The following is a 22,819-nucleotide window of genomic DNA, read 5'->3' as shown; positions in this document are numbered from 1 at the left end:
AGATGAAAAAAGTCTGGATTGGAATTGGGATTGCAGCATTAGTCGCTCTTTTTATAGGAATTAATATTTACCGGTCTGCCGCTCCGACAAGCGGCAGCGCCGGCCAGAAGGTGGAGACGGGCAGTCTAGAAGAAAAAAAGATATCGTCAACGGTTATGGTTCCAGGCACACTTAAATTTTCAAATGAACAATATGTGTTTTATGAAGCCGATAAAGGAACTTTGAACGACATTAAAGTGAAGGAAGGCGACAAAGTTAAAAAGGGTACGCCGTTAGTCACTTATACAAATGAGCAGCTTAGTCTGGAAAAGGAACAGAATCAATTGACCTCTGAATCGAACCGGCTGCAAATCGATCAGATTCAAGAAAAGCTACAAGCGTTGGACAGTAAAGAAAAAGAACTGACAAAACAGCTTGGAGAAAAGGAAGCAGAAAAACAAGTTGACTCTGAGCGCACAGAGCTTGAAATGCAGGAAAAAACAGCTCAAATTGAATTGAAGCAAACTGAGCTTCAGCGGCAGTCGCTTGCCAATCAAGTGTCAGATCTTCAAGTGAAAAGCGAGATCGAAGGCACTGTGATTTCTGTCAACCAGGAAGCGGCATCAAAAAAGTCAGATATTCAAGAGCCCGTCATACATATCGGCAATCCTAAAGACCTTGTCGTTTCAGGTAAATTGTCTGAATACGATACACTTAAAGTCAAAAAAGGCCAAAAGGTCACACTCACTTCAGATGTCATTCAGGATAAAACATGGAAAGGTACAGTTTCAGCTGTCGGACTAGTGCCAGATCAGCAGGATAACGCCGCGGCAGCAGCTGGCACAGATCAGGCAGTACAATACCCGCTTCAAGTCAAAATAAAAGGTGATCTTCCTGAAGGAAAGCCAGGTTTTAAATTCATTATGAATATAGAAACGGATAAGCGGAAAACCAATACGCTTCCTTCTAAGGCAGTTAAAAAAGAAGATGATCAATATTATGTGTATACAGTAAAGGACGGTAAAGCCAAGCGAGTCGACGTCAAAATCGGGGAAGTAACAGACGATGTAACGGAAATAAAAGAAGGAATTTCTAAGGATGATCAGGTCATTTTAAATCCTGCTGATGATTTGGCTGACGGAACGGAAGTGAAAGCATAAATGATTCAGCTTTCTAAAGTGCGAAAAAGCTACCAGATCGGCAGAGAAACGTTTGATGTTCTTCATTCGATTGATTTGAACATCAATCAAGGGGAATATGTATCGATCATGGGGCCGTCAGGATCGGGAAAATCAACGATTATGAATATTATCGGCTGTCTAGACCGTCCGACTTCCGGTATATATAAGCTGGACGGTGAAGACATCTCATCTTATAAAGACAAAGAACTGGCCGCAGTCCGCAACAAATCCATCGGTTTTGTCTTTCAGCAATTCCAGCTTCTCCCGCGGCTGAACGCTAAAAAAAATGTCGAGCTGCCAATGATTTATTCCGGCATTGGAAAAAAAGAACGCCAAGAGAGAGCCGAAAGAGCCTTAGAAAAGGTTGGATTAGCCGATCGGATGCTTCATATGCCGAATGAGTTATCCGGAGGTCAGAAGCAGCGTGTGGCCATTGCGAGGGCAATCGTCAATGAACCAAAATTAATTTTGGCGGATGAACCGACTGGCGCGTTGGATACGAAAACAAGTGCAGCGATTATGGACCAATTTACAGCGTTAAACGACGAGGGAACAACGATTGTACTTGTTACCCACGAGCCGGAAGTTGCAGATTGCACGAACCGGGTCATCATGGTGCGAGACGGAGAAATCGTTACTCCCGGCTCCGGACAAAGGAGCGTGGGGGAATGAGTCTGTTAGAAAACATCAGAATGGCTTTGAGCTCTGTTCTTGCACATAAAATGCGTTCCATTTTAACGATGCTCGGAATTATCATTGGTGTTGGCTCTGTTATTGTTGTCGTTGCTGTAGGGCAGGGCGGCGAGCAGATGCTTAAGCAGTCCATCAGCGGTCCGGGGAATACGGTTGAACTATACTACATGCCGAGTGACGAAGAGCTTGCAAGCAATCCGAACGCCGTAACGGAGTCAACTTTCACAGAAAACGATATTAGCGGATTAAAAGAGATAGATGGGATAAGACAAGTAGTTGCATCCACTTCTGAAAGCATGAAGGCGCGTTATCATGAGGAAGAAACCGATGTAACCATTAACGGAATCAACGACGGATATATGAATGTGAATTCCTTAGAAATAGAAAGCGGAAGAACCTTTACTGATAATGACTTTCTTGCGGGAAAAAGGGCGGGCATTATATCACAAAAAATGGCCGAAGAGCTGTTTGATAAATCCTCTCCTCTCGGTGAAGTTGTCTGGGTAAACGGACAGCCTGTGGAAATTATCGGTGTGCTGAAGAAAGAAACAGGTTTGCTGTCTTTCGGACTAAGTGAAATGTATGTGCCGTTTAATATGATGAAATCGTCTTTCGGTACAAGTGACTTCAGTAATGTGTCATTGCAGGTCGAATCGGCTGATGATATAAAATCTATCGGAAAAGAAGCGGCACAGCTGGTGAATGACCATCATGGCACTGAGGATTCATATCAAGTCATGAACATGGAAGAGATTGCAGCAGGAATTGGAAAGATCACAACAATCATGACCACGATTATCGGCTCAATTGCAGGCATTTCGCTTTTAGTCGGCGGAATCGGTGTCATGAATATTATGCTCGTGTCAGTGACAGAACGAACGCGGGAAATTGGGATTCGGAAGTCTCTCGGAGCGACGAGAGGACAGATTCTGACCCAGTTTTTAATCGAATCAGTCGTATTAACGCTTATCGGCGGACTGATTGGGATCGGGATCGGATACGGAGGGGCAGCGCTGGTTTCAGCCATTGCCGGCTGGCCGTCATTAGTATCCTGGCAGGTCGTATGCGGAGGCGTGCTGTTCAGTATGCTTATTGGCGTTGTCTTTGGAATGCTTCCTGCAAATAAAGCTGCCAAGCTCGATCCGATTGAAGCGCTGCGTTACGAGTAACCTCATGCATGTGCATGAGGTTTTTTTATGTTTGGTGCTTTTTACTATGAATATAAAAGACTTTTTACATTAAGATAAGAAGAAAAAGTCATACAATTGTCCTTATTTTTGTCGAATTTACAGTTTACAAACCCTATATACATACGTTAATATGGAGAAACGTGAAAGATTTTGATAGTTATTGAATGAATTTGAATGATTTTAGTTGCCTATTGTAAAAAAAGCGTTTACAATGAAATTGTATTCAAAATGAATACGTTTTCATTAGGAGGTGAAGCATGCTAACTCCTGAAAGATATCAGTTGATTATTGATCAAATAGAAAAGCATGATGTGGTAAAGATTCAAGAGCTCATAAATCTTACAAATGCTTCTGAATCTACAATCAGAAGAGATTTATCGACGCTTGAAGAACGCGGTTTTTTAAAGCGTGTTCACGGGGGAGCTGCCAAGCTTTCCGATATCAGACTTGAACCTGATATGCTTGAAAAATCATCCAAAAACCTTCAAGACAAATTGAAGATTGCTGAAAAAGCCGCTTCACTTTTGGAGGAAGGGGATTGCATTTATCTCGATGCGGGCACGACGACTTTGCACATGATTGATTTTTTGGATAAAAGCAAAGATATCGTTGTGGTCACGAACGGGGTTATGCACATCGACGCATTGATAAGGAAAGAAATATCTTTTTATCTGCTTGGAGGATATGTAAAGCACAGAACGGGCGCGGTTATCGGAGGCGCTTCACTGATTGCCATGGATCAGTACAGATTCGATAAGAGTTTTCTGGGGGCAAACGGTGTGCATACAGAGGCCGGCTTCACAACGCCTGACCCTGATGAAGCCCTATTGAAAACGAAGGCTGTCAAACAGGCAAAACACGCTTACGTGTTAGCGGACCCTTCGAAATTTGGAGAAATTTCATTTTCGGCATTTGCCGGCATAGGCGACGCAACAATCATTACGACTGACGCTGAAGAGCTTACATTCGATAATTACCAAGAAAAAACTGTCGTAAAGGTAGTGAAACCATGATTTATACTGTAACACTTAATCCATCTGTCGATTATATTGTTCACGTTGAAGATTTTACTGTAGGAGGCCTAAACCGTTCCGCATACGATACAAAGTATCCAGGGGGAAAAGGCATCAACGTATCGAGACTGCTGAAAAGACATCATGTTCAGTCAAAAGTGCTCGGATTTATCGGCGGATTTACCGGAGAATATATCAAAACATTTTTGCGCGAAGAAAACCTGGAAACAGCTTTTTCTGAAGTAAAAGAAGATACCCGCATCAATGTAAAATTGAAAACTGGTGATGAAACGGAAATTAACGGTCAGGGACCAACGATTTCAGACGAAGATTTCAATGCCTTTTTAGAACAGTTTACATCTTTGCAGGAGGGGGATATTGTCGTTCTTGCTGGAAGCATTCCTTCTTCACTGCCTCAAAATACCTATGAAAAAATCGCAGAGGCTTGCAAACAGCAGAACGCACGTGTTGTGTTAGATATCTCTGGCGAAGCGCTTATGAAAGCAACAGAAATGAAACCGTTTTTGATGAAGCCGAACCATCACGAGCTTGGTGAAATGTTCGGAACAACGATTTCATCTGTTGAAGAAGCTGTTCCTTATGGGAAAAAGCTTGTAGAACAAGGCGCTGAGCATGTAATCGTATCCATGGCCGGTGACGGAGCGCTTCTGTTTACGAAGGATGCCGTTTACTTTGCAAACGTACCAGAGGGGAAATTGGTAAACTCAGTCGGAGCAGGAGATTCTGTCGTTGCAGGTTTTCTTGCCGGTGTTTCCAAGCAGCTGCCGCTTGAAGAGGCATTCCGCTTAGGAGTTACATCAGGCAGCGCTACCGCGTTTTCTGAGGAACTTGGTACAGAAGAATTTGTCCAGCAGCTTCTTCCTGAAGTTAAGGTCACACGTCTATAGAGGAGGAAACAAAAGTGAAAATAACTGAGCTTTTAACGAAGCATACGATAAAGCTTAATATTGAAAGCAAAGAAAAAGAAAACGTTATTGACGAAATGGTCACAGTTCTTGATAAGGCTGGAAAATTAAATGACAGACAAGCCTATAAAGAAGCCATTTTAAATCGTGAAAGCCAAAGTTCAACGGGTATCGGTGAAGGAATTGCTATTCCGCATGCGAAAACGGCAAGCGTTATCAACCCGGCGATTGCGTTTGGGCGTTCAAAAGACGGTGTCGATTATGAATCACTAGACGGCCAGCCGGCACACTTGGTCTTCATGATTGCAGCGACTGAAGGTGCAAACAACACTCACCTTGAAGCACTGTCAAGACTGTCTACGCTGTTAATGCGTGAAGAAATTCGCAAACAGCTGCTTGAAGCCGAATCAGAAGACGCGATTATTGACATTATCAATCAGCATGATAAAGATGATGACGAAGAGGAAGAAGAAGAAACGGCACCAGCACCAGCCGGAAAAGGTAAAATCCTAGCGGTTACAGCTTGTCCGACAGGTATCGCCCATACTTTCATGGCAGCGGATGCCCTTAAAGAAAAAGCGAAAGAGCTTGGTGTTGAAATTAAGGTTGAAACAAATGGTTCAAGCGGTATTAAGCACAAGCTAACTGCTCAAGAAATTGAAGATGCACCTGCAATCATTGTCGCAGCGGACAAGCAGGTTGAAATGGAGCGCTTTAAAGGCAAACGCGTGCTTCAGGTTCCAGTAACGGCAGGTATCAGACGTCCGCAAGAGCTTATCGAAAAAGCGGTGAATCAAGACGCACCGATTTATCAAGGCAGCGGCGGCGGTTCTTCTGCACAAAGTGATGAAAATGAACCAAAAGCCAAATCCGGCGGTATTGGAAACGCGTTTTATAAGCACCTTATGAGCGGTGTCAGCAACATGCTTCCATTCGTAGTGGGCGGCGGTATACTCGTTGCAATTTCATTCTTCTGGGGTATCCATTCTTCAGATCCGAATGATCCTAGCTACAATACGTTTGCTGCAGCATTGAACTTTATTGGCGGCGACAATGCATTAAAACTGATTGTTGCAGTTCTGGCCGGCTTTATCGCGATGAGTATTGCAGATCGTCCGGGATTTGCTCCTGGTATGGTCGGCGGGTTTATGGCCACTCAAGCGAATGCTGGATTCTTAGGCGGTTTGATTGCCGGATTCCTTGCTGGTTATGTCGTGATTTTATTGAAAAAAGTATTTGTGTTTATCCCTCAGTCCCTTGATGGATTGAAGCCTGTATTGATTTATCCGCTGTTTGGTATTTTTATCACTGGCGTATTAATGCAATTTGTAATCAATACACCTGTAGCAGCATTCATGAATTTCTTAACAGACTGGCTTCAAAGCCTTGGTACTGGAAACTTGGTGTTAATGGGTATTATTTTAGGCGGTATGATGGCGATTGACATGGGCGGTCCGCTTAACAAAGCAGCCTTCACGTTCGGTATTGCGATGATTGATGCAGGCAACTATGCGCCTCATGCAGCGATCATGGCCGGCGGTATGGTTCCTCCATTAGGTATCGCACTTGCAACAACAATTTTCAGAAACAAGTTCTCTCAGCGTGACCGTGAAGCAGGTATTACATGCTACTTCATGGGTGCGGCTTTCGTAACAGAAGGCGCAATCCCGTTTGCTGCGGCGGATCCGCTTCGCGTCATTCCAGCGGCTGTGGTCGGTGCAGCGGTTGCCGGCGGATTAACTGAATTCTTCCGTGTAACCCTTCCTGCACCTCACGGGGGCATATTCGTAGCCTTTATTACAAACCATCCGCTCCTTTACTTATTAAGTATTGTAATTGGTGCTGTGATTATGGCGATGATCCTAGGTATCGTGAAAAAACCTATAACTGAAAAATAAGGAAAAAAAGCGTCCTGTTACTAAAGGACGCTTTTTCTCTATCTTCTCGCGGCAGCGCGGTTAAGTTATGTATTTTATAATAAATTATGATAAAGTAAAAGAAGGGAAACAACTGACATAGCAATCGTCTAGGAGGAAACACTTTGACCGAAGAAAATCAAACAAAAACTGAAAAAGCGGGGAAGAAAAAAACAAATACGTATTGGGAATGGGGAAAAGCAATTGTCATTGCTGTCCTGCTGGCACTCATTATCCGCCACTTCCTATTTGAACCGTATTTAGTCGAAGGTTCATCTATGTACCCCACTTTACATGACGGCGAAAGACTGTTTGTCAATAAAACGGTACACTATATCGGTGACCTGGAGCGGGGAGATATCGTCATTATCAATGGTGAGACTTCAAAAATCCATTACGTCAAACGATTGATCGGTAAGCCTGGAGAAACCGTGGAAATGAAGGATGACACGCTTTATATAAACGGAAAAAAAGTTGCCGAGCCTTATTTGTCTAAAAACAAAAAAGAGGCAGAAAAGCTTGGTGTCAGTCTTACAGGCGACTTTGGCCCGGTGAAAGTACCGAAAGGCAAATATTTCGTCATGGGGGATAACCGGCTAAACTCCATGGACAGCAGAAATGGCCTCGGACTGATTGCGGAAGATCGGATTGTGGGTACGTCGAAGTTTGTATTTTTCCCGTTTAATGAAATGCGCCAAACCAAATAAAAACGCCTTGCTGGCCTTTGGACAGCAGGCGTTTTTTAATTGGAAAAAGAAGCGACTAATGCAATGCATAATACAGTGACAAATACTGAACCGATAATGGCCAGCACACTGAAGAAAAGGTGCACTTGCTTGTTCTCTTTGCCGCGTTTTTCTAATAACCGTTTAGAGAAGATATGTGAGAAGATATAAATCAGGGCGATCCCGATATATAAGCCGATATCTTTGGCGGTAAAGCCAGTTACGGCAAGGTAAAAGCCTGTAAAAAAGATCAATAAGCAATATTCAGTCAGTGTTAAAAGCTTCAATGTGTTCCTCCGAGTAAGAATGTATGATTTTCCATCTGGATGCATCCTCTTTGTCTTCAATTGTATCACAGCTTCGCCCTTTTAGTGTAGAAGTGTTTCTGCCTGCTTTTATCAGTGAAGCATTTCTCTTGTCTTCCATTCATGGTATACTTTTAATGATGATAGACATGATGGAGGATATTAAATGATTGCTGTAAATAATGTGAGCTTGCGCTTTGCGGATCGCAAGTTATTTGAAGATGTAAATATTAAATTTACCCCAGGCAACTGCTACGGGTTAATTGGTGCCAATGGTGCTGGTAAATCAACGTTTCTGAAAGTGTTATCAGGAGAAATTGAGCCTCAGACAGGCGATGTTCATATGAGTCCTGGCGAGCGTCTTGCCATCCTGAAACAGAACCACTTTGAGTACGAAGAGTATGAAGTGCTAAAAGTTGTGATTATGGGACATAAGCGTTTATACGAGGTCATGCAGGAGAAAGACGCAATTTACATGAAGCCTGATTTCTCGGATGAAGACGGAATTCGTGCGGCAGAGCTCGAAGGTGAATTTGCAGAGCTGAACGGATGGGAAGCAGAAAGTGAAGCTGCGATCCTTCTAAAAGGTCTCGGCATCTCAGAAGATCTTCACACGAAGAAGATGGAAGATCTTGGCGGTTCCGAAAAAGTGAAAGTTCTCTTGGCTCAGGCATTATTCGGCAAGCCCGATGTCCTGCTTCTTGATGAGCCGACGAACCACTTAGACCTTCAGGCAATTCAGTGGCTGGAAGAGTTTCTGATTAACTTTGAAAACACTGTGATTGTTGTATCCCATGACCGTCACTTTTTAAATAAAGTGTGTACACATATTGCTGACCTTGATTTTAACAAAATCCAAATCTACGTCGGAAACTATGATTTCTGGTATGAATCAAGCCAGCTTGCTTTGAAGCTTTCTCAAGAAGCGAACAAGAAAAAAGAAGAGCAAATTAAACAGCTACAAGAGTTTGTGGCCAGATTCAGCGCAAATGCGTCTAAATCAAAACAGGCGACTTCAAGAAAGAAACTTCTTGATAAAATTTCTCTTGATGATATTAAACCGTCTTCACGCCGTTATCCTTACGTCAATTTCACACCGGAACGAGAAATCGGTAATGACGTTCTCCGGGTAGAAGGATTAACGAAAACAATTGACGGTGTAAAAGTTCTCGACAATGTCAGCTTTATTATGAATAGAGAAGATAAAATTGCTTTTACAGGGCGTAACGAATTGGCTGTTACTACTCTGTTCAAAATCATTTCCGGGGAAATGGAAGCTGACAGCGGAACATTTAAATGGGGCGTGACGACATCTCAAGCGTACTTCCCTAAAGACAACAGCGAATATTTTGAAGGCAGTGATTTAAATCTTGTAGACTGGCTTCGCCAGTATTCTCCTCATGACCAAAGTGAGAGCTTTTTACGCGGCTTCTTAGGACGCATGCTGTTTTCCGGTGAAGAAGTACACAAAAAAGCAAATGTTTTATCTGGGGGAGAAAAGGTTCGCTGCATGCTTTCGAAAGCAATGCTTTCTGGCGCCAATATTTTAATTTTGGATGAACCGACCAACCACTTAGACCTAGAATCTATTACAGCGCTCAATAATGGCTTAATCAGCTTTAAAGGCGCTATGCTGTTTACATCACATGACCACCAGTTTGTACAGACGATTGCCAACAGAATCATAGAGATTACACCTAATGGCATTGTTGACAAGCAAATGAGCTATGACGAGTTCCTTGAAAATGCTGATGTGCAGAAAAAACTGGCTGAACTATACGCGTAATAAAAAAAGCAGAGAATTCTCTGCTTTTTTTTGTACATAGAAAAGAAAGGGGACATTAACTTGAAATTTTTAATTGTCGGAGCAGGTGGAGTAGGCGGTTATATTGGCGGACGGCTTGCAGAGAAAGGGAATGCGGTGACGTTTCTTGTCCGCCAAAAAAGAGCTGAACAGTTAAAACAAACGGGACTAGTTATTCATAGTGAAAAGGGTGACGTGTCCTTTCAGCCCGCAGTAATCACTGCAGGAGAAAAAGAACAGTTTGATGTGATCATCATCGCTTCTAAAGCATATTCACTCGGTCAGGTGATTAGCGATGTCAAACCTTTTGTCCACAGCGAATCAGTCATTATTCCTTTCTTAAACGGTTATCGTCACTACGAGCAGCTGTTTACGGCATTTTCGAAAGATCAGGTGCTGGGCGGGCTGTGTTTCATAGAAAGTGCTTTAAACAATCTGGGAGAAATCAAACATACAAGTGCGTCGCATCGTTTTGTGTTCGGTGAATGGAACGGTGAGCGCACGGAACGGATAAAAGAGCTTGAGGAAGCATTTGCAGGAGTGAAGGCAGAGGTCATCATTAGCGGGCATATTGAGAAAGACATCTGGAAAAAATATCTGTTTATTGCAGCACAAGCAGGAGTGACAACCTTATTTCAAAGACCGCTTGGACCAATCCTTGAAACAGAGAGCGGGCGGCACACTGCGCGAACACTCATTGGGGAAATCGGCATGATCTTGCGCAAGGAAGGAGTTCCGGCTGATCCAGAGCTTGAAGAAGACAGCTTCCGCACAATGACAAGCATGTCTTATCATATGAAATCCTCCATGCTCCGTGATATGGAAAATGGCCAAACGACAGAAGGAGATCATCTGCACGGCTTTTTGCTTGATAAAGCAAAGCGTTTGTCTCTGTCAACACCAATATTAGAAACAGTTTATGCCAATCTGCAAATGTATGAAGCAAAAAAATAAGAAGGAGGCGAAAGCCTCCTTCTTTATTTAAAAAGCCCAATTTCCATTTCTAAAGATAGGTTCTCTTTTTCCGTCTTCAGTAATTCCATCAATGTTCATATCCTTAGAACCAACCATAAAGTCTACGTGGGTAATGCTTTCATTTAAGCCTTCTTTGACAAGCTCTTCGCGAGACATCTGTTTTCCGCCCTCAATATTAAAAGCATAGGCACTGCCGATCGCCAGGTGATTTGACGCATTTTCATCAAATAAAGTGTTGTAAAAAAGAATATTTGACTGTGAAATAGCCGAATCGTACGGGACAAGAGCTACTTCACCAAGATAGTGAGAGCCTTCATCTGTTTCGACCAATTCTTTTAAAATGTCTTCTCCTTTTTCGGCTTTAATGTCAACAATACGGCCGTTTTTGAATGTGAGCGTGAAGTTTTCGATAATGTTCCCGCCGTAGCTTAGCGGTTTTGTGCTCGATACAAACCCGTCAACCCCGTCTTTTTGCGGCAGTGTGAATACTTCTTCTGTCGGCATATTGGCCATAAATTCATGTCCGCTTTCATTTACGCTTCCGGCACCTGCCCAAACGTGTTTTTTCGGCAGCTTGATTGTTAAATCAGTTCCTTCTGCTTGGTAATGTAAAGCGGCATAATGTTTTTGGTTCAAATGATCAACTTTTTCATGAAGGTTTTGATCATGATTGATCCACGCTTGAACCGGATTTTCTTCGTTTACGCGTGTGGCTTTAAAAATTTCTTCCCACAGGAGCTGTGTCGCTTCCTCTTCTGATTTGCCAGGGAATACTTTCTGAGCCCAACCTGCTGATGCAGCACCGACGACAGTCCAGCTCACTTTATCAGATTGAATGTATTGTCTGTATGTATGTAACGCTTTGCCTGCAGCTTTTTGGAAGGCGGCAATCCGTTTGGAATCTACCCCTTGCAGTAAATCTGGGTTTGAGGATACGACTGAAATGAAAGCAGCTCCTTTCTTGGCAAGCTCTTCTCTGCCTTTCGCTTCCCATTCAGGATACTCTTCAAAGGCTTCAAACGGCGCCAGGTCATATTTTAATTTGGCCACTTCGTCATCCTGCCAATTCACTGTTACATTTTTTGCGCCTTTTTCATATGCATGTTTTACAATCAGACGGACGAAATCGCGAACCTCCGTCGAAGCATTTACCACCACATACTGGCCTTTTTGGACATTAACGCCGACCTCAACCGCCAGCTGGGCATATGTATTTAGTTTCTCTGAAAATGTATCCATCAATCTTTCCTCCTCGTGCTTTTTTCTCATCATATCAAATAATCTCCTATAAAGAAAAGAAAGGAGTGCAAAGAGAAAAACCCAAAACAAAATGGTCTTGGGCTTTTCAACACTTATGGATGATTCATTTTTACAGTGCCTTCAGGCGCATGAGGCATGTTTGCCAGTGAAATGCTCATGCCTCCAAGAATGATTCCGCTCAAAATGGCTGCAATCGCTACCCGTCTTCCTAAATCTCTAAGCATCTGTTTCCTCCTTATCGTTTCTCCATTTCCCACAATATGAAGCGAGAGAGGAAAAAAGAAGCAGGAATTTCAATTACTTTCTGAGATTTTGCGAGAAAAGGATTATTTAACCGCTTTTTGGAGCTTATCAATCACCTCTAAAGAACGGCCGGTGCCGATTGCCACGGATTCAAGCGGGTTTGGCGCAACGTGTACAGGTACAACGATTTCTTCTGACAGCCATTCTTTGATTCCGTTAAGAAGCGCCCCGCCGCCTGTTAAAATTACGCCGCGATCGACAATGTCTCCGCTTAATTCAGGAGGACAGTCCTCAAGTGTGGCTCTAATCGCTTCAAGAATATGAAGGAGAGATTCACGCATCGCGTTTTGAATTTCATTTGATTGAAGCATAATGGTTTTCGGTAGCCCCGTCACAAGGTCACGTCCGCGAATTTCCATTGCATCCGGCACATGCTCAATCAATGCATGGCCAATTTCCATTTTAACCTGCTCAGCTGTGCGTTCACCGATCAGCAAATTGTACTTTTTCCGCACAAAAGCAACGATATCCTCATCAAGCTGGTCTCCGCCGATTCTGATTGAATGGCAGGAGACAACGCCTCCAAAGGAAATAATCGCGACTTCCGTCGTCCCGCCGCCGATATCTACCACCACGTTAGCAACCGGCTCGTCAACCGGCAAATCCGCTCCGATTGCAGCTGCCACCGGTTCTTCAATTAAATGGACGTTTTTCGCTCCGCAATTTTTCACCGCGTCACTGATGGCGCGGCGTTCTACTGCAGTTGAGCCTGATGGTGTGCACACAACGACATTCGGCTTTCTGAACGACATGCCGATGCTCTTTCCGGCTTTTTTCATGATGTGCTTTAACAAATCAGTTGTCATGTCGTAGTCAGCGATAACGCCGTCTTTCATCGGTCTGACAGCGACAATTTTTCCCGGTGTTTTACCGATCATATTTTTCGCGTCAGTCCCGATCGCAAGCACTGCTTTAGTCGTTGTATCTACTGCGACAACAGAAGGTTCATTTAAGATGATTCCTTTATTTTTGCTGTAAACAAGTATATTAGCTGTTCCTAAGTCAATTCCAATTTCAGTTGATTGAAACATGTTTTCACCCAATCTTTATCCTGATTTTATATGATTCTACATTTAAAGTTTCTAAGAAAAGAAGCGATTTTTGGGGGTGTGCGTCGGGAAAGAAATGTTTTTGTAAAAAACTGCGGAAGGGTGTAACAGAAGTAATACATTTTTCGGTTTTATGGAAAAAATATCTTGCGATTCTTCAAGAAAGCAGGAAACTTTTTCTGCGTTTCGTACGTCTACGATATATTGAGGGACAACCTTGAATATTACATGAAAAAAGAAACATTTAAGGAAGAAGGGTTTTTATGAAATCAATAGGTGTTGTAAGAAAAGTAGATGAATTAGGCCGTATTGTTATGCCGATAGAGTTAAGACGGGCACTGGATATTGCTATTAAAGACAGCATTGAGTTTTTTGTCGAGGGCGATAAAATTATTTTGAAAAAGTACAAACCTCATGGCATTTGTTTAATGACTGGGGAAATCACTTCAGAAAATAAAGAGTACGGCAACGGTAAAATTACGTTAAGCCCTGAAGGCGCACAGCTGCTTCTCGAAGAAATTCAAGCCGCTTTAAAAGAATAATATATGTTGAAAAAGGCGGAATGGTGTAATCTCCGCCTTTTTTTGCGTGCCGATTTCTGATTACCGCCGCCTAAGATATGACATCATGAACAAAAGGTAATGAATGATTTGGGATACTTTACATATTTTACTCAATTATTTGTCGAAGAATGGTACAATAAACAGAGAAACACAAGCGGCAGGTGGTCATATGAGAAAATATCAAGCACGTATCATTTCCATTATTTTGGCGATGATTTTTATTATGTTTTGGGATTATTTATTTTATTTTATAGGCAAAAACCCGATTAATTGGCCTGTTGACATTGTGTATACAGCAGTAACGATTTTCAGTGTCTGGATGCTGGCGTATTATGTCGATGAGAAAAAACAGCTGGTCAAGAAAATGAAAGATAATGAATGGAAGTATAAACAGCTTTCTGATGAGAAGAACCGCATCATGGATAATTTACAGGAGATCGTTTTTCAAACAAATGCAAAAGGCGAAATTACATACTTAAATCAAGCGTGGGCAGCTATCACAGGTTTTTCGATCAGTGAATGTATGGGGACAATGTATAATGATTACTTCATAAAAGAAAAGCATGTAGCTGATCACATTAATACTCAAATCAAAAACAAAGCGTCCTCGGGGATGTTTACGGCAAAATATGTGACAAAGAACGGGACAATTTTTTGGGGCGAGATTCACTATAAACTTTACTATGACCGAGATGAGCAATTTACCGGAAGCCTGGGTACAATGTCAGACATCACTGAGCGAAAAGAGGCTGAAGATGAGCTTCTGGAAATCAATGAACGGCTTGCGAGGGAGTCGCAGAAACTGTCAATCACGAGTGAACTGGCTGCCGGCATTGCACATGAAGTCAGAAATCCTTTAACGTCCGTCAGCGGATTCCTTCAAATTATGAAAACATCATATCCGGATAGAAAAGATTATTTTGATATCATCTTTTCAGAGATTAAAAGAATTGACCTGGTGCTCGGCGAGCTGCTGCTGCTGGCGAAGCCGCAGGAAATTACATTTAAAACGCACCCAATCAATGAAATTTTGAAACAAGTCACGACATTGCTTGATACGAATGCCATATTGTCCAATATTGCTATAGAAAAGAATTTTGGTGAGACGGAAGCCTGTATGATTAAAGGGGACGAAAACCAGCTGAAGCAGGTTTTTATCAATATTATCAAAAATGGAATTGAAGCAATGCCAAAAGGCGGTATCGTAACGATTTCCACTGCTAAAACAGCTTCACACGTCGTAATAAGCGTAAAAGATGAAGGAAACGGCATGTCACAGGAAAAGCTTGAGCAAATCGGAAAACCTTTTTATTCAACAAAGGAGAAAGGCACAGGGCTGGGGCTCGCCATTTGTTTGAGAATATTAAAGGAACATAACGGGGAATTGAAGATTGAAAGTGAAGCTGGAAAAGGCAGCATCTTTCAAGTTGTTTTGCCTTTGAAATCTGACAGCTGAGAGGGGAAAAACAAGATGAACTCGCTTCTGTTTGTATATGGGACTTTAAGGAAGCATGAAAAAAATCATCATTTGTTATCACAGTCGGCTTGTATCAGTGAGCAGGCGCGGACAAAGGGAAGTCTTTTTAATACGGCAGCCGAGGAACCTGCGGCCGTGTTTGGGGCTGATGGCTATATTTGCGGTGAGATATATGAAGCAGATGAATTGTGTATACATAAGCTTGATCTTTTTTATCAAGGCTACCACAAGACATCTGTACATGTCGAAACTGATGCTGGAATCAAGGAAGCAGTTGTATATTATATGAAAAAAGATGATTGTGCTGACTTTGTGAAAATAGGCAGCGGTGACTGGAAAGAACATCAGATGATCAGCAAATCTAAAGATCCCGTGTACTATTTTGCCTACGGATCTTGTATGGACAATGCCCGTTTTCAAAAAGCAGGGGTTGATCATTATTTTCAAGATCCAGTGGGAGGAGCTGTTTTAAAAGGGTATACAACCCGCTTTACGTTAAAAAGGCCAGACGGCTCAAGGGCGGATATCACTGAAGACGGAGGTACGACAGAAGGGGTGTTGTATCGTCTTCCTTTTTCAGCTGTCGCCTATTTGTATAAAAGGGAAGGGGTTGAATCTCATACCTATCGGCCGGCATTTGTAGACGTTGAAGCAGGGGGAAAGCTCTATACCGATTGTTTAACCTTTCTCGTCCTCCGAAAAGAAGCAGAAACAGCACCTCCTCAGCATTATCAAATCGAGATTGAACGGGGAGCGGAGCTTTATTTGACCAAGGGCTTTACTGAACGGCTTAAGCAGCATATGAATTCGCTGCCAAAAGGTTGATGAAATTAACACTGCCTCAAAAGAATATGTTAAAATTTGATCAATATGATGTTAGGTAAAGGAGCACCACTATGAAAAAAGAATTTGCCGTAATTGGACTCGGCCGTTTTGGTGGAAGTATATGCAAAGCATTGAGTGAAGAGGGCGTCGAGGTCATGGCGATGGATATTGATGAAGATAAAGTCAACGAGTATGCCAAGATTGCATCACATGCCGTCATCGGAGACTCGACCGATGAATCTGTTCTGAAAAATTTAGGTTTGAGGAATTTTGACCACGTCATTGTTGCGATCGGTGAAAATATTCAGGCGAGTATATTAACAACTCTGATTCTCAAAGAACTGGGTGTCAATACGATTACAGTTAAGGCTCAGAATGATTACCATGAAAAAGTGCTGTCCAAAATCGGCGCGGATCACATTGTCCACCCGGAACGTGATATGGCAAAAAGAATTGCGCATAATATCGTTTCAAACAATGTACTTGATTATTTGGAGCTGTCAGAAGAGCATAGTCTTGTCGAGATCGTTGCCAACAGCCGTCTTGCCGGAAACACTCTTCTCGATTTAGATATACGGGCGAAATACGGTATTAATATTGTAGCGATTAAAAGGGGCAAGGAAGTCATCGTGTCGCCGCTTGCGACTGAAGTGATACATCAAGAAGATATTCTCATCGTCATTGGATCGGTTACGGATATTTCACGTTTTGAGAAAAGAGTTCTTCATACGAAATAGAAGAAATATAAGCCGTCCTTAGGGGCGGTTTTTTAATATTATCAGAATATAACAACTTTAATGAACTAAGCGCCAATTTACTAAAATTTTATTGACTACGGATAAGCGTTCCGATAGCATATTGTACCATATAAATAAAAAAGAGGAGGGGGCTATTTGAATAAAGAAGCGCTGGTCAAAAGGCTGAATGCTTCAGCCCGCAGACAAAAAGCTGACATCGTCATTAAGAACGGGAAAATCATGGACGTATATAATCATGAGTGGATTTATGAAGATATTGCGATAACAGACGGAGTGATTGTAGGCCTCGGCCAGTATGAAGGTGAAGAAACCATTGATGCAGAGGGGCAAGTCATTGTGCCGGGATTTATTGATGGTCATGTACATATTGAGTCATCAATGGTGACACCGATCGAGTTTGCAAAAGCCGTATTGCCGAATGGCGTGACGACCATCATTACCGATCCGCATGAAATAGCGAACGTGTCCGGTCAGGAAGGGATCAAATTTATGATTGAACAGGCTCGGCAAACACCGCTGAATATCCATTTTATGCTTCCCTCCAGTGTGCCTGCCGCCAGCTTTGAGCGATCCGGTGCGGTACTTCGGGCGGCCGATTTGAAGCCATTTTACGAAGAGAAAGAGGTATTGGGTCTGGCTGAAGTGATGGATTATGTATCGGTTGAGCAGGGTGAAGCAGACATGGTTAATAAGCTGTTTGATGCCCGGAGCGCGGGGAAACGGATTGACGGACATTTAGCAGGCTTGTCAACTGATCTCATCAATATTTACAGAACCGCTTTTGTCTTGACCGATCATGAGGTAACGACGAAGGAAGAAGCGCTGGATCGTATCAGAAGAGGAATGTACGTCATGATGCGAGAAGGGTCAGTCGCCAAAAATACAATGAAAGTGCTGCCGGCTGTTAATGAAAAGAATGCGCGCCGTTTCTTTTTCTGTACTGATGATAAACACGTAGATGATTTATTGTCAGAGGGAAGTGTGAATCATCAGGTGAAAATGGCTATTCAAGCTGGCCTCGATCCGTTTTTGGCATACCAATTGGGAAGCCTGAATGCAGCGGAATGCTACGGACTAGATACAAAGGGAGCGATTGCTCCGGGATTTGACGCCGATTTGCTCTTTATTTCAGATGTGGAAAATGTCACTGTCACAAAGACGTTGGTAAAAGGACAAACTGTTGCTGAAAATAATAAAGCAGTCTGTCAGGCACAAGCTCATACGCTAACACCAGACCCGGCGCTGCTTCATTCCGTTAACCTTGCTGCTCCTCTTTCCGAACAGGATTTTCATATGCCAATTGATCCCCAGCAGCAGATGAATGTCATTCAAATCATACCAAATCAGCTTGAAACACGCCTGGTGAGTGTTCCGGCTCCAGAAGCACCCATTTTTCAGCCTGAAATCGATCTTGACTTGTTAAAGATTGCAGTCGTGGAACGGCATAAGGGATTAAAAGAAACGGGACTTGGTATTGTGAAAGGATTTGGTTTGAAAAGCGGGGCGATTGCAACAACGATTTCACACGATTCGCATAATATCATTGCCGTGGGGACAAATGACACCGATATCGCAGCCGCAGTTAATAAGCTGCAGGAAATTGGCGGCGGATTAACAGTTATAAAAGACGGGGAAGAACTTCACTCGGTTGCTCTGCCGATTGCGGGGTTATTATCCGACCAATCTGCAGAATTGGTGAATCAAAGCTTAATGACGCTTCATGAAAAGCTCTCATTTATCGGTTTTAAAGACCGGTTTAACCCATTTTTGACGCTTTCATTCTTGGCTTTGCCTGTCATTCCTGACATCAAAATGACGACAACAGGATTGTTTGATGTAAAGTCATTTCAGCATATAGCACTGCAATAAAAAAGATGCACTCCTAAGTGAGTGCATCTTTTTTTAAACCTCCATAATGATCGGAAGGATCATTGGGCGGCGTTTCGTTTTTTCATATAAGAACGGAGCAAGCGTATCCGTGATCTCATTTTTGATTTCTGACCATTGAGTGGTTTTTCGTTCCATAACTTTTTGCAAGTGGTTTGAAATAAGCTCCTGGGCGTCATTGATCAAATCACCTGATTCTCTCATGTAAACAAACCCTCTGGAAATCAAGTCAGGGCCCGCTGAAATCTTAAAGTCATCCATATCTATGCTGACAACGACGATCACAAGACCTTCTTCAGAAAGAATTCTGCGGTCGCGAAGCACGATATTTCCAATATCACCGATACCGCTACCGTCGATGTATACTGAACCGGATGGGATTTTACCGGCAACTGAAGCTTCATCGCCTTTAAGCGACAATACTTCACCGTTATCCATGATAAAGCAGTTTTCTTCAGGGATGCCGCAATCTGTCGCAAGCTTGACGTGCATCTTTTGCATTCTGTACTCACCGTGAATCGGCATGAAGAATTTAGGCTTGATTAAACGAAGCATCAGCTTTTGTTCTTCCTGTCCGCCGTGACCGGATGTATGGATATCATTAAGAGGTCCGTGAATAACTTCGGCCCCCGCACGATACAGCTGGTTAATTGTGCGGCTCACGCTGATTGTGTTGCCCGGGATAGGGGATGAAGAAAATACGACTGTATCCCCAGGATTGATTGAAATCTGCCGATGTGTGCCGTTTGCAATTCTGGATAAAGCCGCCATCGGTTCCCCTTGGCTTCCTGTACACAGGATTGTTACTTTATTGGCAGGAATGCGATTGATTTCGTTATGTTCAATAAACGTATTTTTAGGACAGTTAATATAGCCGAGAGTTTGTCCGATTTCGATAGCCGATTCCATACTGCGTCCAAATACGGCAACTTTTCTTCCATTTAATACAGCAGCCTCAATTACCTGCTGCAAGCGGTGAATATTCGACGCAAATGTAGCGAAGATAACTCGGCCGTCCACCTTGCGGAAAATGTCATGAATGCTTTCTCCGACACGGCGTTCAGACATAGTGAACTCCGGGTTTTCACTGTTTGTGCTGTCTGAAAGGAGGCACAGAACGCCTTCTTTGCCGATTTCGGCCATTTTCGTTAAGTTTGCCGGCTCGCCGACTGGAGTAAAGTCGAATTTGAAATCTCCAGTATGTACGATGTTTCCGGGCGGTGTTTTTACAACAATACCGTAGGAATCCGGAATACTGTGTGTTGTTCTAAAGAATGACACAGCCGTTTTGCGAAATTTTACGATATCATCCTCACCGATGATGTTAAGCTTAGTCTGTCTTAATAAACCGTGCTCTTCAAGTTTATTCCGAAGTAAGCCGATCGCGAGTTTACCGCCGTAAACGGGAATATTGACTTGTCTAAGCAGGTACGGGATGCCTCCGATATGGTCCTCGTGCCCGTGAGTGATAAAAAGCCCTTTAATTTTATCTTCGTTTTTAACTAAATACGTGTAATCGGGAATGACGTAATCAATACCGAGCAGTTCGTCCTCGGGAAACTTGATCCCCGCATCAATCAGCACAATTTCATCCTGAAACTGCACCGCATACGTATTTTTACCGATTTCACCCAGTCCTCCGAGGGCGAAAACAGCAGTCTGATCGTTTTTTACAAATTTCATACCGCTCATAACTCCAATACTTTAAAATTTTCACTCTGTTGCTCATATTCTAAAAAAGCACCGTCAACAGGTGTGATAAATTCAATATTAAATTTCTTGTCTTTCAGTTTCGTTCTGACGTCACGCTCTGATACGCCTTCAATATAAAGTGAATCTGTTTTTTCCCGAACAGGTACTTCCTCAGCTTTTTTTTGATAAAATACCTTATAAATCATCCAAATCTCTCCTTAAATGCCGTATGTTAGACTCGCTTATTCTATTATATTCGAAAACGGAATATAAGGAAAGTCTTGAGCAAAATAAGGACCTTTCAAAAAGGGACAGATCCCTTATCAGGCAATGGCTTTCCTGCGGAGCATTCCGTTCCATTGTCTTCTGAGTTTCTTTTTTAATTTCCGAAGCATAATGCGGTCCCTCCTTCGATTGATACTTGTCCAAGGCTGTTTTATACAAATAGTATGCGGAGTTTAGCACGGACTTTTCGTGGATATTAATGGAATTTTATTTTGTTTTTGAGGGAAATAGTTTGCTGAACCGAAATCTTTTTGTATGATGAGTGTGGGAATTGCAGATTTAGACGATAAAGGGGAATAACGATGGACTCAAAATTAATTTTTTTCGATATTGACGGCACGATATATGATCACGACAAAAAGATACCGGAAAGCACAAGAAAAACGGTAGCGGAGCTTCAGAGGCAGGGACACCATGTGTTTATCGCCAGCGGGCGGTCCCCGTTTCTGGTGAAGCCGATTTTAGAGGAGTTAGGCATTCACTCATTTATTTCATACAACGGTCAGTATGTCGTCTTTGAAAATGAAGTGATTTATAAGAATCCGCTGCCTGAAGAGGCAATCAGAAGATTGTTAAAGCAGGCGGGAGAAGGGAGCCACCCGGTTGTATTTATGGCTGAAGATACAATGAAAGCGACTGTTGCTGACCATCCTCATGTCTTGGAGGGAATCGGCAGCCTGAAAACCGACTATCCTGAAACCGATGACCTCTTTTATGAAGGAAAAGAAATTTTTCAGCTTCTGCTATTTTGCCAGGATGAAGAAGAAAAAGTTTATGGGGCTTTTCCAGAATTCGATCTTGTGCGCTGGCATGAGCTTTCGACTGATGTTCTGCCGCGCGGCGGATCGAAGGCGGAAGGGATTAAAAAAGTAATCGAGCGCCTTCCGTTTGATATCAGCGATACATATGCCTTCGGTGACGGATTAAATGATCTGCAAATGATTCAGTTTGTCGGAACAGGCGTTGCCATGGGGAATGCCGTTACTGAATTAAAAGAAGTTGCGGATTTTGTAACAAAGCCTGTAAACGAGGATGGAATTGCTTATGCTGTCAAAGAATTAGGCCTGCTAAAATAAAAAAGCGGCTGGCACTTATAGTGTCAGCCGCATATTTTCTTTTAGCGGTCAATCGCCATCGCGTTTTCAGGTTCTTTAAATGGATTTTCTTTATCGATATGATCATAAAACATAACGCCATTTAAATGGTCGATTTCATGCTGAAATACAATCGCCGGAAATCCTTTTAAACGAATGTCTATTTGTTCTCCCTCCAGTGTTGTTCCTTTCACTCTGATACGAGCGTAGCGCGGAACATAGCCGGGAATTGCCTCATCAACTGACAGGCAGCCTTCACCGCTTGTTAAATAGCTTCTTTCAACGGAATGGCTGACGATCTTCGGGTTAAATAATGCATAGCTGTATAACTTCCCGGAAGCATCTTCTGCATGGACTGCAATCATCCGTTTATTAATATTAATTTGAGGTGCCGCAAGTCCTACGCCGGGGCGCAGATTGTATTTTTCAGCTAATTCCGGATTTTGGCTGTTTTTTACGAATTCAATCATATCTGCCAGCTGCTGTTTTTCTTCTTCTGTGGCAGGCAGCCCGACAGGCTCTGCTGTCTCTCTTAAGGCAGGGTGGCCGTCGCGCACGATGTTTTCCATAGTAATCAAGAAACTTCACTCCTAAAGCTTAATATGTAAATTATATCGGATTTCTTCGTAAAGGTGCAACGAAACGAATGACCAGCCGTAAAGGCTGGTCAGTGTTTTACTGTGTAATTAGCAACAGCCTCCGCCTAAATAAGCAGCTCCAACAATGATTAACAGAATGAATAAAACAACGATTAACGCAAATGTGCGGCCATATCCTGCTCCGCCATATCCGTAACCATAACTGCAGCAGCCTCCGCCGTAACCATATCCATAACCGTACATGAACATAACCTCCTCTTTTAATTACGCCAGAGCCTTGTAGTAGGCATAGCGTCTACAATAACCTATGTAAAAACAAA

At 42.7% G+C, this 22,819-nt stretch carries 24 protein-coding genes; 16 read left to right on the top strand and 8 right to left on the bottom strand.

Annotated elements, in window-relative coordinates:
- Nucleotides 1-2: 2 nt before the first annotated feature.
- The 7 genes from AU387_RS13280 (at nucleotide 3) to sipT (ending at nucleotide 7,605) form a co-directional block, all read left to right on the top strand.
- Nucleotides 3-1,139, top strand: coding sequence for an efflux RND transporter periplasmic adaptor subunit (locus tag AU387_RS13280; protein ID WP_059335866.1), 1,137 nt, complete (start codon nucleotides 3-5; stop codon nucleotides 1,137-1,139).
- Nucleotides 1,140-1,832: an ABC transporter ATP-binding protein gene (locus AU387_RS13275; protein ID WP_059335865.1), complete on the top strand. Its 693-nt coding sequence runs from the start codon at nucleotides 1,140-1,142 to the stop codon at nucleotides 1,830-1,832. It begins immediately after the preceding gene.
- Nucleotides 1,829-3,022 (top strand): sporulation-delaying-protein transporter subunit SkiZ, encoded by a 1,194-nt coding sequence (skiZ, locus tag AU387_RS13270; protein ID WP_044156041.1) that lies wholly within the window; start codon nucleotides 1,829-1,831, stop codon nucleotides 3,020-3,022. Before AU387_RS13275 ends, skiZ begins: the two co-directional genes overlap by 4 nt.
- 278 nt (nucleotides 3,023-3,300) lie before the next feature.
- Complete coding sequence (locus AU387_RS13265; protein ID WP_059335864.1) at nucleotides 3,301-4,056, top strand: DeoR/GlpR family DNA-binding transcription regulator; 756 nt, start codon at nucleotides 3,301-3,303, stop codon at nucleotides 4,054-4,056.
- On the top strand, nucleotides 4,053-4,964 hold the full coding sequence (gene pfkB / locus AU387_RS13260) for a 1-phosphofructokinase (RefSeq protein ID WP_059335863.1): 912 nt from the start codon (nucleotides 4,053-4,055) through the stop codon (nucleotides 4,962-4,964). Before AU387_RS13265 ends, pfkB begins: the two co-directional genes overlap by 4 nt.
- A 14-nt stretch (nucleotides 4,965-4,978) precedes the next feature.
- The gene (locus AU387_RS13255) at nucleotides 4,979-6,880 is read left to right on the top strand and encodes a PTS fructose transporter subunit IIABC (RefSeq protein ID WP_059335862.1); all 1,902 of its coding nucleotides are present in this window, start codon (nucleotides 4,979-4,981) and stop codon (nucleotides 6,878-6,880) included.
- A 143-nt stretch (nucleotides 6,881-7,023) separates the two neighbouring features.
- Nucleotides 7,024-7,605 (top strand): signal peptidase I sipT, encoded by a 582-nt coding sequence (gene sipT / locus AU387_RS13250; protein WP_044156035.1) that lies wholly within the window; start codon nucleotides 7,024-7,026, stop codon nucleotides 7,603-7,605.
- A gap of 35 nt (nucleotides 7,606-7,640) precedes the next feature.
- Here the strand turns inward: sipT and AU387_RS13245 are convergent, their stop codons facing one another.
- On the bottom strand, nucleotides 7,641-7,910 hold the full coding sequence (locus AU387_RS13245; RefSeq protein ID WP_059335861.1) for a hypothetical protein: 270 nt from the start codon (nucleotides 7,908-7,910) through the stop codon (nucleotides 7,641-7,643).
- A gap of 50 nt (nucleotides 7,911-7,960) precedes the next feature.
- On the opposite strand from AU387_RS13245, the gene AU387_RS21710 reads away from it, so the two are divergent.
- The 3 genes from AU387_RS21710 to AU387_RS13235 are packed head-to-tail and all read left to right on the top strand — an operon-like array spanning nucleotide 7,961 to nucleotide 10,686.
- Nucleotides 7,961-8,098, top strand: coding sequence for a hypothetical protein (locus tag AU387_RS21710; protein ID WP_157722710.1), 138 nt, complete (start codon nucleotides 7,961-7,963; stop codon nucleotides 8,096-8,098).
- Nucleotides 8,095-9,714 carry an ABC-F family ATP-binding cassette domain-containing protein gene (locus tag AU387_RS13240; protein ID WP_024121248.1) on the top strand — a complete coding sequence of 540 codons (1,620 nt, stop codon included), beginning with the start codon at nucleotides 8,095-8,097 and terminating at the stop codon, nucleotides 9,712-9,714. The genes AU387_RS21710 and AU387_RS13240 overlap by 4 nt, the downstream gene beginning before the upstream one ends.
- A gap of 60 nt (nucleotides 9,715-9,774) precedes the next feature.
- Complete coding sequence (locus AU387_RS13235) at nucleotides 9,775-10,686, top strand: ketopantoate reductase family protein (protein ID WP_059292851.1); 912 nt, start codon at nucleotides 9,775-9,777, stop codon at nucleotides 10,684-10,686.
- A 27-nt stretch (nucleotides 10,687-10,713) separates the two neighbouring features.
- On the opposite strand, the gene AU387_RS13230 is transcribed toward AU387_RS13235, so the two are convergent.
- The 3 genes from AU387_RS13230 to mreBH all read right to left on the bottom strand — a co-directional run bounded on the left by AU387_RS13230 (nucleotide 10,714) and on the right by mreBH (nucleotide 13,301).
- Nucleotides 10,714-11,946 carry an aminopeptidase gene (locus tag AU387_RS13230; RefSeq protein ID WP_059335923.1) on the bottom strand — a complete coding sequence of 411 codons (1,233 nt, stop codon included), beginning with the start codon at nucleotides 11,944-11,946 and terminating at the stop codon, nucleotides 10,714-10,716.
- A 113-nt stretch (nucleotides 11,947-12,059) separates the two neighbouring features.
- Nucleotides 12,060-12,191, bottom strand: coding sequence for a protein YkpC (locus AU387_RS20640; RefSeq protein ID WP_024121251.1), 132 nt, complete (start codon nucleotides 12,189-12,191; stop codon nucleotides 12,060-12,062).
- Nucleotides 12,192-12,293: 102 nt separating this feature from the next.
- Nucleotides 12,294-13,301 (bottom strand): cell shape-determining protein MreBH, encoded by a 1,008-nt coding sequence (gene mreBH / locus AU387_RS13225; RefSeq protein ID WP_024121252.1) that lies wholly within the window; start codon nucleotides 13,299-13,301, stop codon nucleotides 12,294-12,296.
- A 281-nt stretch (nucleotides 13,302-13,582) separates the two neighbouring features.
- Here mreBH and abhA point away from each other — a divergent pair, with 281 nt between their 5' ends.
- The 5 genes from abhA (at nucleotide 13,583) to ade (ending at nucleotide 18,811) form a co-directional block, all read left to right on the top strand.
- Complete coding sequence (gene abhA / locus AU387_RS13220) at nucleotides 13,583-13,861, top strand: transcriptional regulator AbhA (protein ID WP_024121253.1); 279 nt, start codon at nucleotides 13,583-13,585, stop codon at nucleotides 13,859-13,861.
- Between the two features lie 190 nt (nucleotides 13,862-14,051).
- Nucleotides 14,052-15,338: a two-component sensor histidine kinase KinC gene (gene kinC, locus AU387_RS13215; RefSeq protein WP_059335860.1), complete on the top strand. Its 1,287-nt coding sequence runs from the start codon at nucleotides 14,052-14,054 to the stop codon at nucleotides 15,336-15,338.
- Between the two features lie 15 nt (nucleotides 15,339-15,353).
- Nucleotides 15,354-16,184 (top strand): gamma-glutamylcyclotransferase family protein, encoded by an 831-nt coding sequence (locus tag AU387_RS13210; RefSeq protein WP_059335859.1) that lies wholly within the window; start codon nucleotides 15,354-15,356, stop codon nucleotides 16,182-16,184.
- A 71-nt stretch (nucleotides 16,185-16,255) separates the two neighbouring features.
- Nucleotides 16,256-16,921, top strand: a complete 666-nt coding sequence (ktrC, locus tag AU387_RS13205; protein ID WP_010334094.1) for a Ktr system potassium transporter KtrC — start codon at nucleotides 16,256-16,258, stop codon at nucleotides 16,919-16,921.
- Between the two features lie 156 nt (nucleotides 16,922-17,077).
- A complete protein-coding gene (ade, locus tag AU387_RS13200) occupies nucleotides 17,078-18,811 on the top strand; it encodes an adenine deaminase (protein WP_059335858.1) in 1,734 nt (577 codons plus the stop codon).
- A gap of 33 nt (nucleotides 18,812-18,844) precedes the next feature.
- On the opposite strand, the gene rnjA is transcribed toward ade, so the two are convergent.
- Together rnjA and rnpZA are read right to left on the bottom strand one after the other, a co-directional pair.
- Complete coding sequence (gene rnjA / locus AU387_RS13195; RefSeq protein WP_059335922.1) at nucleotides 18,845-20,512, bottom strand: ribonuclease J1; 1,668 nt, start codon at nucleotides 20,510-20,512, stop codon at nucleotides 18,845-18,847.
- A gap of 5 nt (nucleotides 20,513-20,517) precedes the next feature.
- The gene (rnpZA, locus tag AU387_RS13190; protein ID WP_010334097.1) at nucleotides 20,518-20,727 is read right to left on the bottom strand and encodes an RNA polymerase subunit omega 1; all 210 of its coding nucleotides are present in this window, start codon (nucleotides 20,725-20,727) and stop codon (nucleotides 20,518-20,520) included.
- A gap of 381 nt (nucleotides 20,728-21,108) precedes the next feature.
- Here rnpZA and AU387_RS13185 point away from each other — a divergent pair, with 381 nt between their 5' ends.
- The gene (locus AU387_RS13185) at nucleotides 21,109-21,882 is read left to right on the top strand and encodes a Cof-type HAD-IIB family hydrolase (RefSeq protein ID WP_059335857.1); all 774 of its coding nucleotides are present in this window, start codon (nucleotides 21,109-21,111) and stop codon (nucleotides 21,880-21,882) included.
- 41 nt (nucleotides 21,883-21,923) lie between these two features.
- On the opposite strand, the gene def is transcribed toward AU387_RS13185, so the two are convergent.
- Entirely contained in the window at nucleotides 21,924-22,478 is a 555-nt protein-coding gene (gene def, locus AU387_RS13180) for a peptide deformylase (RefSeq protein ID WP_044156028.1), read from the bottom strand.
- 108 nt (nucleotides 22,479-22,586) lie between these two features.
- A complete protein-coding gene (locus AU387_RS20635) occupies nucleotides 22,587-22,742 on the bottom strand; it encodes a YjcZ family sporulation protein (protein ID WP_024121259.1) in 156 nt (51 codons plus the stop codon).
- Nucleotides 22,743-22,819 lie beyond the last annotated feature (77 nt).

The organism is Bacillus halotolerans (assembly GCF_001517105.1).
Lineage (GTDB): Bacteria > Bacillota > Bacilli > Bacillales > Bacillaceae > Bacillus > Bacillus halotolerans.
This window is presented reverse-complemented; position numbering and strand designations above follow the sequence as displayed.